Below are 15,773 nucleotides of genomic sequence, written 5' to 3'. Positions count from 1 at the left end.
CATAGGTTTTATTTACGCAGAGTATTTTTTGAATACTAGGCTGGCGTTAGTGCCGCCAAAACCAAAGCTGTTAGACATAATCAAGTTCAAGTCTGCATTATCTTTGCGAGTTGTGACAACAGGGATATTGCCTGCTGCTTCATCAAGCTCGTCAACGTTTGCTGATGCGGTGATGAAATTATTTTCCATCATTAGCAAGCAGTAGATTGCTTCATGAACGCCTGCTGCACCTAGAGAGTGACCAGACAAAGATTTAGTCGAACTAATCAGCGGAATTTTATCGCCGAAAGTTTCGTTGACTGCTTGTAGCTCTTTCATGTCGCCAGCAGGAGTACTTGTGCCATGAGTGTTAATGTAATCAATGTCGCCATCAATTGTGCTCATTGCCATTTGCATACAACGTACTGCGCCTTCACCAGAAGGAGCAACCATGTCATAGCCATCAGACGTTGCACCGTAACCCACTAATTCAGCGTAGATTTTAGCACCGCGAGCTTTAGCGTGTTCTAGTTCTTCAATAACTAGCATACCGCCACCGCCAGCAATAACGAAACCGTCACGGTTTGCATCGTAAGCGCGTGATGCCTTTTCAGGTGTGTCGTTGTACTTTGAAGATAGGGCGCCCATGGCATCAAACATACAAGTTTGAGTCCAGCTTTCTTCTTCGCCGCCGCCAGCAAAAACGATGTCTTGCTTGCCTAGTTGAATCAACTCCATTGCGTTACCAATACAGTGGGCACTAGTCGAGCAAGCGGAAGTTATTGAGTAGTTAACACCCTTGATCTTGAATGGTGTAGCCAAACAAGCAGAAACAGTGCTGCCCATAGTTTGAGTAACACGATATGGACCAACGCGCTTAACGCCTTTCTCGCGAAGAGTGTCAGCCGAGTCAACAAGGTTTTTAGCGGAAGCGCCACCAGACCCTGCAACCAGACCAGTGCGAACATTGGATACTTGGTCTTCAGTCAAACCAGAATCTAAAATAGCTTGCTGCATAGAAACGTAAGCGTAAGTTGCTGCGTCGCCCATGAAACGGCGTACTTTGCGGTCAATGCTTTCGGCATCTAAGTCAATGCGGCCACAAACGTGGCTACGAAAGCCATGCTCTTTGTAATCCTCAGCGAAACGAATGCCAGATTGGCCTTCGCGTAAGGAGTTTAGAACGCTATCTTTGTCATTGCCTAGGCAGCTGACAATGCCAAGACCTGTTACTACTACACGACGCATAAATGTGCCTCTTTCATTCTTAATCTTTAGAAGTTATCAGTTGACGTAAATAAGCCTACACGCAAGTCTTTTGCTGTGTAAATTTCACGACCATCAACCTTAACGCTTCCGTCTGCAATTCCCATTACTAATTTGCGTTCAATAACACGCTTTAAGTGAATGTGGAAGGTAACCTTTTTTGCTGTTGGAAGAATCTGTCCTGTGAATTTTACTTCACCAGAGCCTAGTGCGCGTCCGCGCCCTTTATTTCCTTTCCAGCCAAGAAAGAATCCTACTAGCTGCCACATCGCATCTAAGCCAAGGCAACCAGGCATAACTGGGTCGCCAGGAAAGTGGCATGCAAAAAACCATAAGTCAGGGTTTATGTCTAGCTCAGCAATAATCTCGCCTTTGCCATGTTCCCCGCCTTCAGTTGAGATGTGAGTAATGCGATCCATCATTAGCATATTGCCGACAGGAAGCTGGGCATTGCCTGCACCAAACATTTCACCGTGGCCGCATTTTAATAGTTCGTCTTTTTCAAAAGATGAAGCTGTAGTCATTATAGTCCTATATCCACATCCAGCCGATGACTCAAAATGGTCTGGCGGATTGTCGTGGTCCAGTTTGCAGTAGAAAATCCAGCTGATTATATCGGTTTGGAACCCTAATATGAATGTTTGAACGGAAAAAAACCAAATTACCTGCATGAAAAATGATCATATTTACGATCTTTAGAGGGTTTGGCTAGGGTGAAAGTTATAAAAAGCCGTTTTTATAACTCGTTTGTTGTTGTCTTTTGGCATTATGTTTTCTGCTAGTATGTTTCTAATTACACTATTTTTGGTTGTTTGAGTACCTTTATGAGTTCGGAAAAAAATATAGATTTGGCTACTTGGCGCTATGAATTTGATGGTGGTCATATTCAGGGGTATTTGGGTAAAGTGGATATTACTAGATCAACGGTACACTTTCTCCATGGTAATGGCTTCTCGGTAAGAACTTACCAATCCTTTTTGAGTAAGCTTGAAGGTTACAATCTTATTATGCAGGATGCTGCTGGTCATGGTGGGTCGACAGCAGGGCAAAAATTTATTGGTTGGAATAGGACTGCCGCGCGCTTTGTTGACTCATTAAACGCACAGCGACAACAGTTACCGAAAAATGAGTTGATTGGGATTGGACATAGCTTCGGTGGTTGTATGACTGCATTAATGAGTCATCAGGAATCTTCGCTTTTTGATAGGCTGATTTTGTTGGATCCAGCATTATTTCCTCCGCGGTTAATTTGGATGATGCGCGGAGTGAAGCTTTCAGGGTTGAAAAGCCAAATACCATTGGCGCGACAGGCACGTCGCCGACGCACTCAATGGGAGAGTCTTGCTCAGGTAAAAAGTAGTTTTTTTGAAAGAGGCACCTTTAAAGGCTGGGAGCCTGATTGTTTAGAAGATTATATTACGTCATCTATCAAATGTGATGACAAAGGACATTATCAGTTGGGTTGTCCTTCTTGGATGGAGGCCGAGATTTTTTCCAGCTATCCAAGAAGGCTGTGGAGTGCGATTTCTGAAATTTCTGTGCCTACCTACATTATACAAGGTAAGGATACCTTTGATTATTTCAAAGAGGCTTATCAGTTAGCGGCTAAGTTAAATCCAAACATTCAGGTGATTGAAGTAGTGGGCGGTCATTGCTTTATGCAGCAGTATTCTGGGAAGGCGGCACAGGCTGTGTTGGATGTGTTGAAGCAAAAATAGGAAAAAGAACAAGCTCGAGGTTAGCGAGCTTGGTCTTTTAGGTGGGAGCAGGCTAGTTACGACGCTTAACTGAAGCGTTTGCCAGCGCTATAAGTGCTGCTTTGTAGTCCGATTTTGGCAATGGCTCTATTGCTGAGATTGCTAAATCGGCTTGTTCCTGAGCTTGTTGTTGTGTGTATTCGATGGCGCCGCAGTTCTGTACGTCACTGATGATGGCTTCTAACTGCTCAAGCCCACCAGTTAAAATGGCTTTTCTTACTCGCTCTATGGCCTCTGGAGAGCCATACTTCATCGTAAATATAAGAGGCAAGGTCGGTTTGCCTTCAGCAAGATCATCGCCAACACTTTTGCCCATTTCTTCAGCTGTGCTAGTGTAATCCATCACATCATCTATTAGCTGAAAAGCCGTACCTACATGCATACCAAACTGTCTTAACGCTTCTTGATATTCTGTCTTTGCACCAGCAATAACTGCACCGCAAAGGGCAGCACCTTCGAACAATTTTGCTGTTTTATATTGAATAACTTTTAAATAGCTTTCTTCTGTAGTGTCGGGGTCGCCGCAGTTGATTAGCTGCTGAACTTCGCCTTCAGCGATGATGTTGGTAGTCTTAGCCAAAATACTCATACATTGCATGCTGCCAACATCTACCATTATTTGGAAGGCACGAGAATAAAGGAAGTCGCCAACTAAAACGCTTGGTGCATTGCCCCATTCTTCATTGGCGGTTTTTTTGCCTCGGCGCATGTCGGATTCATCCACTACATCATCATGCAAAAGTGTTGATGTATGGATGAATTCGATGATGGTTGCCATTTGAATGGCTTGATCTAGCTGTGCTTTGTCTAGTTCCGTGCTGGCTCGTGCCGCTAATAAAACCAATAGAGGTCTTAAGCGTTTCCCGCCATTGCTAATAATGTAGTAGCCGATTTGCTCGATTAGGGGGATGTCACTACTAAGTTGTGACACAATATAATCATTCACTTGGCCAAATTCGTTGGCCACAACATCGTGTATTTGTATAGGTTGCATGCAATTTCCGAAGCTAAATAGTCTCAAGCTGATCAGCAAGTGTGCCTCATGCTAGGTAAGGCTTGTGTCAGGGTCAACCCAAATTACGAAAAATGTATAAAGACGTTGCTTTTAGCTTGTATTGATTGGTGTGATTTTGTACAATCTCGCGTCCGATTTACCCACATTTTGCTCCCTATCATATGGTTAGCGATTTTTATCCGATTCGGGTAAAAGTTACTGCCACTAGAAGTAGGTCAAATTCAAATTCAGTAGCCGGGTAAATCTCATTGGAGAAGAACATGTTTGCAGTGATCAAAACTGGCGGTAAGCAATACCGTGTAGAAGAAGGCCAAACCCTTAAGGTTGAGAAATTAGCTGTTGAAGAAGGCGGCGCGATTCAGTTCGATGACGTTCTTCTTGTTTGCAACGGCGACGACGTTAAAGTTGGTGCACCAGTTGTAGAAGGCGCTAAAGTAACAGCTGAAGTTGTTGCTCATGGTCGCGGAGACAAAGTGAAAATTTTGAAATTCCGTCGTCGTAAGCATTCTATGAAGCGTATGGGTCATCGTCAGTGGTTCACGGAAGTGAAAATAACTGGTATTAACTAAGCGCTAACTATTCAAATTTAAGGAGTAAGTCATGGCTCATAAAAAGGCGGGTGGTAGTACTCGTAACGGTCGCGATTCCGAGTCGAAACGATTAGGTGTCAAACGTTTTGGTGGTCAAGTTGTGATCCCAGGTAACATCCTTGTTCGTCAGCGTGGTACGCAGTTCCACCCTGGTGCTGGTGTTCAAATTGGTAAAGATCACACTTTGTTCGCTGTTGTTGAAGGCCAAGTGAAGTTTGAAGTGAAAGGTAAGTTTAAGCGTCGTACAGTTTCTGTCGTAGCTGCTTAATCGCTTACTAAAAACTTAAAAAAAGCTCCGCGACGCGGGGCTTTTTTTTTGGAAGAATTCTATAATCAGTGTTATTGAAACTGATTAAACCACCGAAGAGGTGTTACTGTGAAATTTGTTGATGAAGCCAGTATCTATGTAAGAGCAGGTAAAGGCGGAAATGGAGCGTTGAGCTTTTGGCGTGAAAAGTTTGTTGCTAAAGGCGGCCCTGATGGCGGTGATGGCGGCAATGGCGGCAGCGTAGTGTTGGTTGCTGATGAAGCGCTAAACACCTTGATCGATTTTCGTTTTACGAAAAAGTACATCGCGGAAAGTGGTGAAGGCGGTCAGGGGCGAGACATGACTGGCTCCAAAGGGCCAGATTTAGAAATTAAAGTGCCTGTCGGTACGACTGTCATTGATGATGATACTGGTGAAACGCTTGGTGATCTTGTTCGTGATGGCCAAAAGCTAAAAGTGGCTCAAGGTGGTCATCACGGTCTAGGAAATACTCGATTCAAGTCTAGTACTAACCGTGCGCCGCGTCAGACAACGAAAGGAACTGTTGGTGAAGAGCGAACGCTGAAGCTAGAAATGAAAGTATTGGCGGATGTTGGCTTGCTGGGTCTTCCTAATGCGGGTAAATCGACGTTTATTCGTGCGGTTTCTTCTGCTAAGCCAAAAGTAGCGGATTACCCTTTTACGACCTTGGTGCCAAACCTCGGTGTGGTAAAAGTTAAAAAGCATCAGAGTTTTGTTATTGCCGATATTCCAGGGATTATTGAAGGGGCTTCTGAGGGCGCGGGTCTTGGTATTCGTTTCTTGAAGCACTTGGTGCGTAACCGTATCTTGTTGCACATCGTTGATTTGGCGCCTTGGGATGAAATTACTCCTGCAGAGGCGGCCGTGATTGCAGTGAATGAATTGCATCAGTTCAGCCCAGCCTTGGCAGAGCGTGACCGTTGGTTGGTCTTGAATAAAACAGACATGGTTCCAGAAGGCGAGTTAGAAGAGCGTTGTCAGAGTGTTATTGATGCGCTTGGCTGGGAAGGTAAAGCGTACCGCATTTCAGCAATATCTGGCGAAGGCACAGAAGTGTTGTGTTTGGATTTAATGACGGCGCTTGATGAGCAACGTGAGTTGCTAATGGAGAGCCCAGAAGCGCGTGAAAAAGAGAAAGCGGTTCGAGCGTTGATTGATGAAGAAGGTCGAAACCGTATTATGTCATTACGTGAAAAACGTCGTTTGGAAGGTAAGGTGCTTGACGATGACGACTTTGATGATGACGATTACGATGTGGATGTAGAGTACGTTAGCTAATCTGATGAGTAGGAAAAAGTAGTATCATGGATATGCGAGAGAAAATAGCGAAGGCGCAGCGTATTGTCGTTAAAATCGGTAGTGCGTTATTGACAAATGATGGGCAGGGGTTGGATGTTGCTCGAATTGGTCTTTGGGTTGCTCAGATAGCCGAGCTGCGAGCGCAGGGGAAGGAAGTTGTTCTAGTTTCTTCTGGCTCTATTGCTGCTGGCATGAAGCGTCTTGGTTTTTCTTCTCGCCCCACTCAAGTGAATGAGCTTCAAGCCGCTGCTGCGGTAGGGCAAATGGAGTTGGTGGGGGTGTATGAATCTCATTTCGAGAAACATGGTCTGTGTACGGCTCAAATACTGCTAACTCACGATGACTTATCTAATCGCCGACGTTATTTAAACGCTCGATCTTCGTTGCGAACTTTGCTTGGTTTTGGTGTTGTACCCATAGTTAATGAAAATGACACTGTTGTAACTGATGAGATTCGTTTTGGCGATAATGACACGCTGGGTGCCTTGGTTGCTAACTTGGTAGAGGCTGATGTGTTAGTTATTTTGACGGATCAGCATGGTTTATTTGATAAAAATCCTCGTGATCATAAAGATGCAACATTAATAGCTCATATTTCAGCATCGGATGATCGGCTTGAATCAATGGCAAGCGGTGGCGCTGGTTTGCTAGGTAGCGGTGGTATGCTTACGAAAGTTCGAGCGGCGCGTTTGGCTGCTCGTTCTGGAGCGGATACCTTGATTGCTTCTGGTCGCGAAGAAAATGTGATTGTTCGCGTAGCTTCCGGTGAGGTGCTGGGAACCTGGCTGCAGCCGGAGCACGGAAGAGTGGCTGCCCGTAAACAGTGGTTGGCTGGGCATCTTAAGAGTCGCGGTGCTTTGATCCTAGATGATGGTGCGGTGAAAGCACTGCGTAAAGAGGGTACTAGTCTTTTGTCTGTGGGTGTAAGAGATGCTCAAGGTACTTTTTCTCGTGGTGATATGGTGATTTGCGTCGATTTGCAAGGTGGTCTAGTGGCCCGGGGTTTGGTGAACTACAGTGTTGCTGAGACATTGAAGTTATTGGGTCAGCCTTCTTCTAGTATTGGTGAAATTTTAGGCTACAAAGGTGAGCCCGAATTAATTCATCGCGACGATTTGGTTATTATTTAAAAAGAGGTTGTCATGGCAAAGCCTGGTAAAGTGGGTTTGGATCGCGTCTTAAGTGCGTCAAAATATTCCTATCAAGGTTTGCGTGCCCAGTGGAAGCATGAGGCGGCCTTTCGCCAAGAGGCTTTTTTGTTTTTGATTTCTTTGCCTTTTGCTATTTGGCTTGGTGATACTGGTCTTGAGCGCGCTGTGCTGATTTTTTCGGTGGGTATGGTGTTGATTGTTGAGACGTTTAATTCCAGCGTTGAGGCGGTGGTTGATCGTATTAGTCCTGAGCACCATGAGCTGTCTGGTCGGGCAAAAGACTTAGGGTCGGCTGCGGTTATGCTGGCTTTGGTTTTAGCCGCTATTGTTTGGTTGGTTATTCTGTTTGGGTGATGTTGTTCGAGCGGAGTATTTAGATAGAATTTAGATATAAAAAAACCGGCAAATGCCGGTTTTTTTATAGGTGTTAGGCCAGTGCTTTGATTTTAGCACTCAAGCGGCTCTTATGACGAGCTGCTTTGTTTTTGTGATATAGGCCTTTGTCTGCGGCTTTGTCTAGCTTAGAAGTTGCTAGAACGTAAGCTGCTTGTGCGTCAGCTTGATTGCCTGCTTCGATAGCCGCATCTACTTTTTTCAAGTACGTGCGAACCATTGAACGAAGGCTACCATTGTGAGCGCGGCTTTTTACTGCTTGGCGCGCGCGTTTTTTTGAACCGGCGGAATTTGCCACGGTCTGGCTCCTTTAATTTGGAATAAGTTATGACCCAGCACTGTGCTGTGTCATGAAATTAATGTCAAGTTTTAACTTTGAAATCTCGCGGCGGATTTTACCAGTTTTTAGCGCAGTCACAACCCTATTATACAAATTTTAATCAAATGAGCTTATATATTTGGCTGCGCTCTAGCTGTTGCAGGTGTTATTCTTGATGCATCTGTCTATTGTCTAAGTCGTAATTTCTTATGTCTGAAAAAAAGATTGCCACCAATAAAAAGCCTAAGTCTTTGTCTTTATTACGTTCTGGTGTCCTGGTTTCTATTTGTACTTTTCTTTCTCGTATTCTTGGGTTGGTGAGGGATGCCGCTTTGGCTTATGTTTTGGGGGCAAGCGGAAGTGCAGATGCTTTTTATGTGGCTTTTAAAATCCCTAACTTTTTTCGTCGTTTATTTGCGGAAGGGGCGTTTGCTCAAGCATTTGTTCCAGTATTGAGTGATTACCGCGTTAAAGAAGGTAAAGATGAGGTGCGAGCTCTGATTTCTGCGGTATCTGGATCGCTTGCTTTGGTGTTGCTGTGTATCACTGTGATTTTTATGGTGTGCGCACCTTGGGTTGTTTACGTATTTGCACCTGGTTTTGCAGGTGATGATGGTCAAGCTGCATTAGCATCTGATTTGCTGGTCATTACTTTCCCTTACTTGCTGTTCATTTCCTTAACAGCTTTGGCGGGTGGGATTTTGAATGCTCATGGTGAATACGCAGTGCCGGCAATCACACCGATCTTTTTAAATATCTCTCTTATTGTTGCGACGGTGTTTTTTGCTCGTACTGTTGCGCAAGCTGAAACGGCGGTTGCTTGGGGGGTGTTTTTTGCGGGACTGATTCAGTTGATATTTCAAGTGCCGTTTTTGGCGAGGTTGCGACTGCTGCCAATGCCGACATTGGGGTTTCGTCATCCAGGTGTGAAACGAATTTTGCTTTTGATGGGGCCGGCGCTGTTTGGGGTTTCCGTAAGTCAGATTAATTTGTTGTTAGACACAGTGCTGGCGTCTTTTTTACAGACGGGTAGTATTACTTGGCTGTATTTGTCTGATCGATTGTATGAATTGCCGCTGGGTATTTTTGCTATTGCCATCAGTACGGTTATTTTACCTTCGCTATCTCGTAGTTTTTCTGGTGGTGAAGCGTCGAAGTTCTCGGAAACACTGGATTGGGCGTTGCGAATATTGTTGCTGATTGCTATTCCGTCGTCGTTGGCGTTGTTTATGTTGGCTGAGCCTTTGATTGCGACGATTTTTTATCGTGGTGAGTTAACGGTAAACGATGTTCAGATGGCAGCGCAAAGTTTGCAGGCATATTCGTTGGGTTTGGTGTTCATGATGCTGATCAAAGTATTGGCGCCAGGGTATTACGCGAGACAAGATACCAAAACGCCTGTGCGTATAGGTATTATTGCTATGGTATCAAATATGGTGCTGAACTTGATACTGGTCTGGCCGCTTGGGCATGTTGGACTGGCGTTGGCGACAAGTTTGTCGGCTGGCTTGAATGCTTTCTTACTATGGCGCGGTTTGTATAAGAAGCAATATCATGTTTTTTCAGCTCAGTGGGGGCGTTTGCTACGTATATTGTTGACTGCTACGTTGGCGCTTGGTGGATGTTTGTACTTGTTTCTTCTGCAAGGCTGGCAGTGGACGCAAATGGATGACTTGTATCGAGTAGGTTGTACTTTGTCGGTGGTGGTTAGTGGTGTGCTAGTGTATGTGCTTGTCGCTGTGATTGCTGGGTTGCGCCCTTCAATTTTAAAGCATTAGATGTCTATGATGTGTTTTTGTCTTTGATTGTTAGTTTGCACAGCTTGTTCAAGTTCTGGCCTACCTTCATCTGGTTAACTGCTATATAATCCGTGGTATTTTTTTCGACGCTGGATTTAATTGTTTTGTACGGGGTTCTATGGAGTTAATTCGCGGTATTCATAATATCCGTTCAAAGCATAAAGAATGCGTGCTGACGATAGGGAATTTTGACGGTGTTCATTTAGGGCATGGTGCAATATTGGCACGTGCTAAAGCTTTGGCTAAGCAATACGATGCGCCAGCCGCTATTATGATTTTTGAGCCTCAACCGAGAGAGTTCTTTGCTCCAGATACGGCGCCAGGTCGCATTGGTCGTATGCGAGATAAGGTTAGGTTATTGGAAGGGCAGGGTATTGATTATGTACTTTGCATGCCATTCAATCCCAAACTCCAGCAATTAGATGCACAGGCATTTTGTCAGCAAATTTTATTAGATGGCTTGTCAGTAAAGCATTTAGTTGTGGGTGACGATTTTCGTTTTGGTTGTGATCGACAGGGGGATTTTTACTATCTGCAAGAATTTGGTAGTCAGCATGGCTTCGATGTCGAAAATACACCCTCGGTGTTAAATGCTCTGAATGAACGAGTGAGTAGTACTTTAGTTAGAAAAGCGCTAGAGCGTGGTGATATTTCAGCAGCACAAATGAACATGGGGCATGCGGTTTCTTTAAGTGGTCGTGTGATACATGGACAGCAGTTAGGGCGAAAATTAGGCTTTCCAACAGCGAATGTACATCTTAAAGGGATTAAGGCTGCGTTGTCAGGGGTGTATGCCGTGACTTTTATGGTTGATGGCATTTCTCATAATGGTGTAGCGAATATCGGTGTGCGTCCTACTGTTCAAGGTAAAACGCCGATATTAGAGGTGCATTTATTAGATTTTACCGGTGATCTGTACGACAAATACGTTCAGGTTACTTTCTGTCATTTCATTAGGGCAGAGCGAAAAATGGCCAGCTTAGATGCGCTGGAAAAACAAATTCAATGTGATAAAGAAGAAGCGTTACGCTTTTTTGCTAATCAGTGAAAAGATGATCTTTGAGGATGAACCGATAAACCATGAGTGATTATAAACCGACACTGAATTTGCCAGATACTAACTTCCCAATGCGTGGAGATTTGGCAAAACGTGAACCTGCAATGCTTAAGCGTTGGCAGGATATGGACCTATACCAGAAAGTACGTGATGTAAGTAAAGGCCGTAAATCTTTTATTCTTCATGATGGCCCTCCGTACGCAAATGGCAGTATTCACATTGGTCACGCAGTTAACAAAATCCTCAAAGATATTATTGTTAAGTCAAAAACTGTTAGTGGCTTTGATGCGCCATATATTCCTGGTTGGGACTGTCATGGTCTACCAATCGAGCATAAAGTTGAGCAGCTTATAGGTAAGGCCGGAACGAAAGTATCTTATAAAGAGTTTCGTGCAAAATGCCGCGAATACGCTTATACGCAAATTGAAGAACAGAAAAAAGACTTTATTCGTTTGGGTGTGATGGGTGATTGGGAAAATCCTTATCTGACAATGAATTTTGTCACCGAAGCAAATATCGTTCGTGCTCTGGGAAAAATCGCTGAAAACGGTCATTTGGTAAAGGGCTTTAAGCCGGTTTACTGGAGTGTAGTCGGTGGTTCTGCCTTGGCGGAAGCGGAAGTGGAATACCAAGATAAAACGTCTTTGTCCTTGGATGTACGTTATGCTCCACAAAACGAAGTGGCTTTGCTTGCCAAATTCGCAGATGTTGAGGGTGAAGGCAAAGTGTCTGTTGTTATCTGGACAACGACGCCTTGGACGCTTCCAGCAAGCCAAGCAGTCTCTGTTCACCCTGAATTTAACTATGCGTTAGTTGAAGTTGACATGGGCTTGGGCAAAGAGCGCTTGATTGTTGCTGAAGACATGGTTGAAGGTGTTATGTCTCGCTATGGCGTAGCAGAATTTCGCATTGTTGGTCGTGCTGTTGGGGCTGACCTAGCAGGCACTGTGTTAAACCACCCTTTCTTAGAGCGTGATATTCCTGTCATCTTAGGTGAGCACGTAACGACTGAAGCGGGTACCGGTTGCGTACATACGGCACCAGATCACGGCGTAGACGACTTTAATGTTGGCCGTGAAAATGGCATTGGTACAATCAATCTTGTTCAAGATAACGGTGTTTATTCTGATGCGGCTGGCGAATTTGCTGGTTTGCATGTCTATAAAGTAGATGGTGCCGTACTTGAAGCATTAAATCGTAACAGCGCTTTAGTGTTTGAGTCTAAGATCTTTCATAGCTATCCGCATTGCTGGCGTACCAAAACACCACTTATTTTCCGTGCAACGCCTCAGTGGTTTATCAGTATGACCAAAGAAGGTTTACTAGATGCCGCAAAACATGCTGTTGAAGGTGTGAAGTGGGTACCAAGCTGGGGACAAAACCGCATGGAAGGGATGTTGAATAACAGCCCTGATTGGTGTGTGTCTCGTCAGCGTACTTGGGGTGTTCCGATTGCGTTGTTTATCAATAAAGAGACTCAAGAGCTTCACCCTGAAACACCTCGTTTGATCGAAGAAGTCGCTAAACGAATCGAAGTGGAAGGCATCGACGCTTGGTTTGAAATGGCAGCAGAAGAGTTGTTGGGTGCGGATGCTGAAAAGTACAGCAAGGTTACTGATACCTTGGATGTGTGGTTTGACTCTGGTGTGACTCATTACTCTGTTATCGATCAGCGTGACGAGCTGAGCTTCCCTGCTGATTTGTATCTTGAGGGTTCAGATCAGCATCGCGGTTGGTTCCAATCATCTTTGAAAACGTCCATTGCAGTGCGTGGTGTGCCACCATACAAGCAAGTGCTGACTCACGGTTTTACCGTAGATGGCGACGGCCGCAAAATGTCGAAGTCTCTGGGTAACGTCTTGTCGCCTCAGAAAGTGATGGATACGCTAGGTGCGGATATTATCCGTTTGTGGGTTGCGGCAACGGATTACACCACTGAAATGACAGTGTCTGATGAAATCCTTAAACGTGTAGCGGATTCTTATCGTCGTATTCGTAATACGGCGCGCTTTATGATGGCGAACCTAAATGGTTTTGAGCCAGCGGAACATATGGTGCCTGCGAGCGAAATGATTGCTTTGGATCGTTGGATTGTAGATCGTGCTGCCTTGTTGCAAAAAGAGTTGAATACCGCTTACAACGAATATCAATTCCACACTGTTAACCAAAAAATCCAGAACTTTTGTTCTGTGGATTTGGGTGGTTTCTATCTGGATGTCATTAAAGATCGCCAATACACAACGCAAGAAGATAGCTTAGCGCGTCGTTCTGCTCAAACAGCGCTTTATCATGTGATGGAGGCCTTCTCTCGTTGGATTGCGCCTATCTTGAGCTTTACGGCCGATGAAATCTGGCAAACTCTGCCAGGTGAGCGCGGTGAGTCTGTTTTCTTAGAAACATGGTACGAAGGCCTAGAAGAGCTATCTGGTGATGAGCCAATGGGTCGTGAATTTTGGAAGCAAGTTCTTGAAGCTAAAGTGGCAACGAATAAGGTGTTAGAAGCGGCTCGTAGCGAAGGTAAGATGAAAGCGAGCTTAAGTGCTGATATCACGCTTTATTGTAATGAAGCCTTGCAAGCGACCTTGACCCGACTAGGCGAAGAACTTCGTTTCGTTTTGATTGCTTCTGACGTTAAGGTTCTGCCTTTGTCTCAAGCGAGTGATGAGGCTGTTGCTACAGACCTTGATGGCTTGAAAGTTCAGGTTGAACTGAGCAAGTATACTAAATGTGTACGTTGTTGGCACCACCGTGAAGAAGTGGGTAAACGAGAAACGCATCCTGAGTTGTGTGATCGCTGTATCTCAAACTTGCCTGACGGGGAAGGCGAAGAGCGCCTTTACGCCTAATGACTGCTTTAATTGTGTGGAAACGAGTACAGCGCTGGTGGGCGCTGGCTCTCATTCTTTTTGCTTTGGATTGGGTGACAAAGCAAGTGATATCGTCCAATTTGTTTTATGGGCAAGAAATCGCTGTTTTGCCATTTTTTGATCTAACTCTGAGATATAACACGGGTGCGGCTTTTAGTTTTCTCGCGCAAGCGGGGGGCTGGCAGCGTTGGTTCTTCTCTTTAATCGCATTTGCGGTAGCTGTTGGTATCAGTTGGCGGCTAGTTAAAATCGCAGAGACAAATCGATTGGAATCATTGGCTCTGACATTTGTATTGGGTGGTGCTATCGGTAATCTTTATGACCGATTGGTTTATGGCCATGTTGTAGATTTTCTCCAATTTCATTGGCAGCAATCATGGTATTTTCCTGCGTTTAATCTAGCGGATACTGCTATTACTATCGGTGTTATTTTAATGTTGCTTGAAGGCTTCGTGACGAAAAAGCAGGAAGGTACAAAAGAATGAATGTAATTACGGCAACAAGTCGAGTCACTCTGCATTTTGAATTGTCACTTGAAGACGGTCAAATCGTTGATTCTAATTTTTCTCAGGCTCCAGCAAGTTTTGTATTTGGTGATGGTAGTTTATTACCAGATTTTGAAACGGCTTTGTTGGGTATGTCTGCAGGGCAAGAGGCTTCTTTTGTTATGTCACCTGAAAAAGCGTTTGGTGCACACAATGAAAGTAACATCCAGCGTATGCCTCGATCTCAGTTTTCTATGGATCTAGAAGAGGGGATGGTAGTGTCTTTTGCCGATATGAGTAAAAACGAATTGCCAGGCGTTATTGCTGAAATTGGCGATAAAGAAGTAGTGGTGGACTTTAATCACCCTTTGGCTGGACGCTCTCTGACATTTAGAACTCAGATTGTTGCAGTAGAGGAGGTTGCATGAGTTTTGCTATTCAACTAGCGAATCCTCGTGGCTTTTGCGCAGGAGTTGATAGAGCGATAGACATCGTTAATCGCTGCTTGGATCTTTTTGAAGCACCCATCTATGTTCGTCATGAAGTAGTACATAATAAATTTGTCGTTGAGTCTTTAAAGTCTCGTGGTGCTGTTTTTGTTGATGAACTGGACCAAGTGCCTGATGACAATATAGTTATCTTTAGTGCTCACGGTGTTTCAAAAGCGGTTCGTGATGAAGCAACGAATAGAGGCTTAAAGGTCTTTGATGCGACTTGCCCTCTTGTTACTAAAGTGCACTTAGAAGTATTGCGTTATTCTCGCGATGGTATGGAGTGTGTTCTGATTGGCCATGATGGTCATCCAGAAGTAGAAGGGACAATGGGACAGTATGATGACCGTCAAGGGGGGGCTATTTATCTAGTAGAAAGCCCTGCTGATGTTGAGAAGCTTAAAGTTAAAAATTCTGAGCGCCTCGCCTTTGTTACTCAAACAACATTGTCTATGGATGATACTTCTGTTGTTATCGATGCGCTTCGCAAACATTTTCCGATGATTCGTGGACCGAAGAAAGATGATATTTGTTATGCAACGCAAAATCGTCAAGATGCGGTGAAGACGTTAGCGCAAGAATCTGAATTGGTCCTTGTGGTGGGTTCTGTGAATAGCTCTAACTCAAACCGTCTACGCGAACTAGCTGAAAGAATGGGAGCAAAAGCTTTTTTGATTGATAATGCTAGTGAGATTCAGTGTGACTGGTTGAAGGGTATTCGTAGTATTGGTGTGACTGCTGGTGCTTCAGCGCCTGAAGTGTTGGTTAATGAGGTAATTGATCGTCTTGTTACAGAAGGCGGTAGCGCTCCTCAAGAGATCAAAGGTAGAGAAGAGAACGTGTCTTTTTCTATGCCAAAAGAACTTCGTATTGTTGAGGTGTAGCGCCTTTTTAATTTAATTCAAAATTTATTGAAAAAAAGGTTGCACAAAATCTGTAGATCCTTAATATACGCCCTCGCTGACACGGACAAGGCTTCAGAGCAACGAAGACCAAGTTCAACTAACTAAATATGA

General features: G+C 44.4%; 16 protein-coding genes. 12 read left to right on the top strand and 4 right to left on the bottom strand.

Annotated elements, in window-relative coordinates; genetic code table 11:
* Window positions 1-12 precede the first annotated feature (12 nt).
* Window positions 13-1,227, bottom strand: coding sequence for a beta-ketoacyl-ACP synthase I (gene fabB, locus DFP77_RS12915; protein WP_114412686.1), 1,215 nt, complete (start codon window positions 1,225-1,227; stop codon window positions 13-15).
* Between the two features lie 26 nt (window positions 1,228-1,253).
* Complete coding sequence (gene fabA / locus DFP77_RS12910; protein ID WP_114412685.1) at window positions 1,254-1,769, bottom strand: 3-hydroxyacyl-[acyl-carrier-protein] dehydratase FabA; 516 nt, start codon at window positions 1,767-1,769, stop codon at window positions 1,254-1,256.
* Window positions 1,770-2,069: 300 nt separating this feature from the next.
* On the opposite strand from fabA, the gene DFP77_RS12905 reads away from it, so the two are divergent.
* Window positions 2,070-2,963 (top strand): alpha/beta fold hydrolase, encoded by an 894-nt coding sequence (locus DFP77_RS12905; RefSeq protein WP_114412684.1) that lies wholly within the window; start codon window positions 2,070-2,072, stop codon window positions 2,961-2,963.
* A gap of 52 nt (window positions 2,964-3,015) precedes the next feature.
* Here DFP77_RS12905 and DFP77_RS12900 read toward each other — a convergent pair whose 3' ends face one another.
* Complete coding sequence (locus tag DFP77_RS12900; protein WP_114412683.1) at window positions 3,016-3,996, bottom strand: polyprenyl synthetase family protein; 981 nt, start codon at window positions 3,994-3,996, stop codon at window positions 3,016-3,018.
* 281 nt (window positions 3,997-4,277) lie between these two features.
* Here DFP77_RS12900 and rplU point away from each other — a divergent pair, with 281 nt between their 5' ends.
* The 5 genes from rplU (at window position 4,278) to DFP77_RS12875 (ending at window position 7,700) form a co-directional block, all read left to right on the top strand.
* Window positions 4,278-4,586, top strand: a complete 309-nt coding sequence (gene rplU / locus DFP77_RS12895; RefSeq protein WP_012071898.1) for a 50S ribosomal protein L21 — start codon at window positions 4,278-4,280, stop codon at window positions 4,584-4,586.
* 31 nt (window positions 4,587-4,617) lie between these two features.
* Window positions 4,618-4,875 (top strand): 50S ribosomal protein L27, encoded by a 258-nt coding sequence (gene rpmA / locus DFP77_RS12890; RefSeq protein ID WP_110577397.1) that lies wholly within the window; start codon window positions 4,618-4,620, stop codon window positions 4,873-4,875.
* Between the two features lie 108 nt (window positions 4,876-4,983).
* Window positions 4,984-6,174 carry an Obg family GTPase CgtA gene (gene cgtA, locus DFP77_RS12885; protein WP_114412682.1) on the top strand — a complete coding sequence of 397 codons (1,191 nt, stop codon included), beginning with the start codon at window positions 4,984-4,986 and terminating at the stop codon, window positions 6,172-6,174.
* A 26-nt stretch (window positions 6,175-6,200) separates the two neighbouring features.
* On the top strand, window positions 6,201-7,325 hold the full coding sequence (gene proB, locus DFP77_RS12880) for a glutamate 5-kinase (RefSeq protein ID WP_114412681.1): 1,125 nt from the start codon (window positions 6,201-6,203) through the stop codon (window positions 7,323-7,325).
* A gap of 12 nt (window positions 7,326-7,337) precedes the next feature.
* Window positions 7,338-7,700 (top strand): diacylglycerol kinase, encoded by a 363-nt coding sequence (locus tag DFP77_RS12875; RefSeq protein ID WP_114412680.1) that lies wholly within the window; start codon window positions 7,338-7,340, stop codon window positions 7,698-7,700.
* A gap of 73 nt (window positions 7,701-7,773) precedes the next feature.
* Here the strand turns inward: DFP77_RS12875 and rpsT are convergent, their stop codons facing one another.
* Window positions 7,774-8,037 carry a 30S ribosomal protein S20 gene (gene rpsT / locus DFP77_RS12870; RefSeq protein WP_012071893.1) on the bottom strand — a complete coding sequence of 88 codons (264 nt, stop codon included), beginning with the start codon at window positions 8,035-8,037 and terminating at the stop codon, window positions 7,774-7,776.
* 230 nt (window positions 8,038-8,267) lie between these two features.
* Between rpsT and murJ the strand changes: the two genes are divergently transcribed.
* The 6 genes from murJ to ispH all read left to right on the top strand — a co-directional run bounded on the left by murJ (window position 8,268) and on the right by ispH (window position 15,641).
* A complete protein-coding gene (gene murJ, locus DFP77_RS12865; protein ID WP_114412679.1) occupies window positions 8,268-9,836 on the top strand; it encodes a murein biosynthesis integral membrane protein MurJ in 1,569 nt (522 codons plus the stop codon).
* A gap of 139 nt (window positions 9,837-9,975) precedes the next feature.
* Window positions 9,976-10,905, top strand: a complete 930-nt coding sequence (gene ribF / locus DFP77_RS12860) for a bifunctional riboflavin kinase/FAD synthetase (protein ID WP_114412678.1) — start codon at window positions 9,976-9,978, stop codon at window positions 10,903-10,905.
* Window positions 10,906-10,937: 32 nt separating this feature from the next.
* The gene (gene ileS, locus DFP77_RS12855; protein WP_114412677.1) at window positions 10,938-13,760 is read left to right on the top strand and encodes an isoleucine--tRNA ligase; all 2,823 of its coding nucleotides are present in this window, start codon (window positions 10,938-10,940) and stop codon (window positions 13,758-13,760) included.
* Window positions 13,760-14,266, top strand: a complete 507-nt coding sequence (gene lspA / locus DFP77_RS12850) for a signal peptidase II (protein ID WP_114412676.1) — start codon at window positions 13,760-13,762, stop codon at window positions 14,264-14,266. Before ileS ends, lspA begins: the two co-directional genes overlap by 1 nt.
* Window positions 14,263-14,694: an FKBP-type peptidyl-prolyl cis-trans isomerase gene (locus DFP77_RS12845; protein ID WP_114412675.1), complete on the top strand. Its 432-nt coding sequence runs from the start codon at window positions 14,263-14,265 to the stop codon at window positions 14,692-14,694. Before lspA ends, DFP77_RS12845 begins: the two co-directional genes overlap by 4 nt.
* Complete coding sequence (gene ispH, locus DFP77_RS12840; RefSeq protein ID WP_114412674.1) at window positions 14,691-15,641, top strand: 4-hydroxy-3-methylbut-2-enyl diphosphate reductase; 951 nt, start codon at window positions 14,691-14,693, stop codon at window positions 15,639-15,641. Before DFP77_RS12845 ends, ispH begins: the two co-directional genes overlap by 4 nt.
* The last annotated feature ends 132 nt before the right edge of the window (window positions 15,642-15,773 follow it).

It is taken from the genome of Marinomonas foliarum, assembly GCF_003337275.1.
In the GTDB taxonomy this organism is placed as follows: domain Bacteria; phylum Pseudomonadota; class Gammaproteobacteria; order Pseudomonadales; family Marinomonadaceae; genus Marinomonas; species Marinomonas foliarum.
Note: the sequence above shows the minus strand (reverse complement) of the source record. Positions and strands in the feature narration are given on the sequence as shown.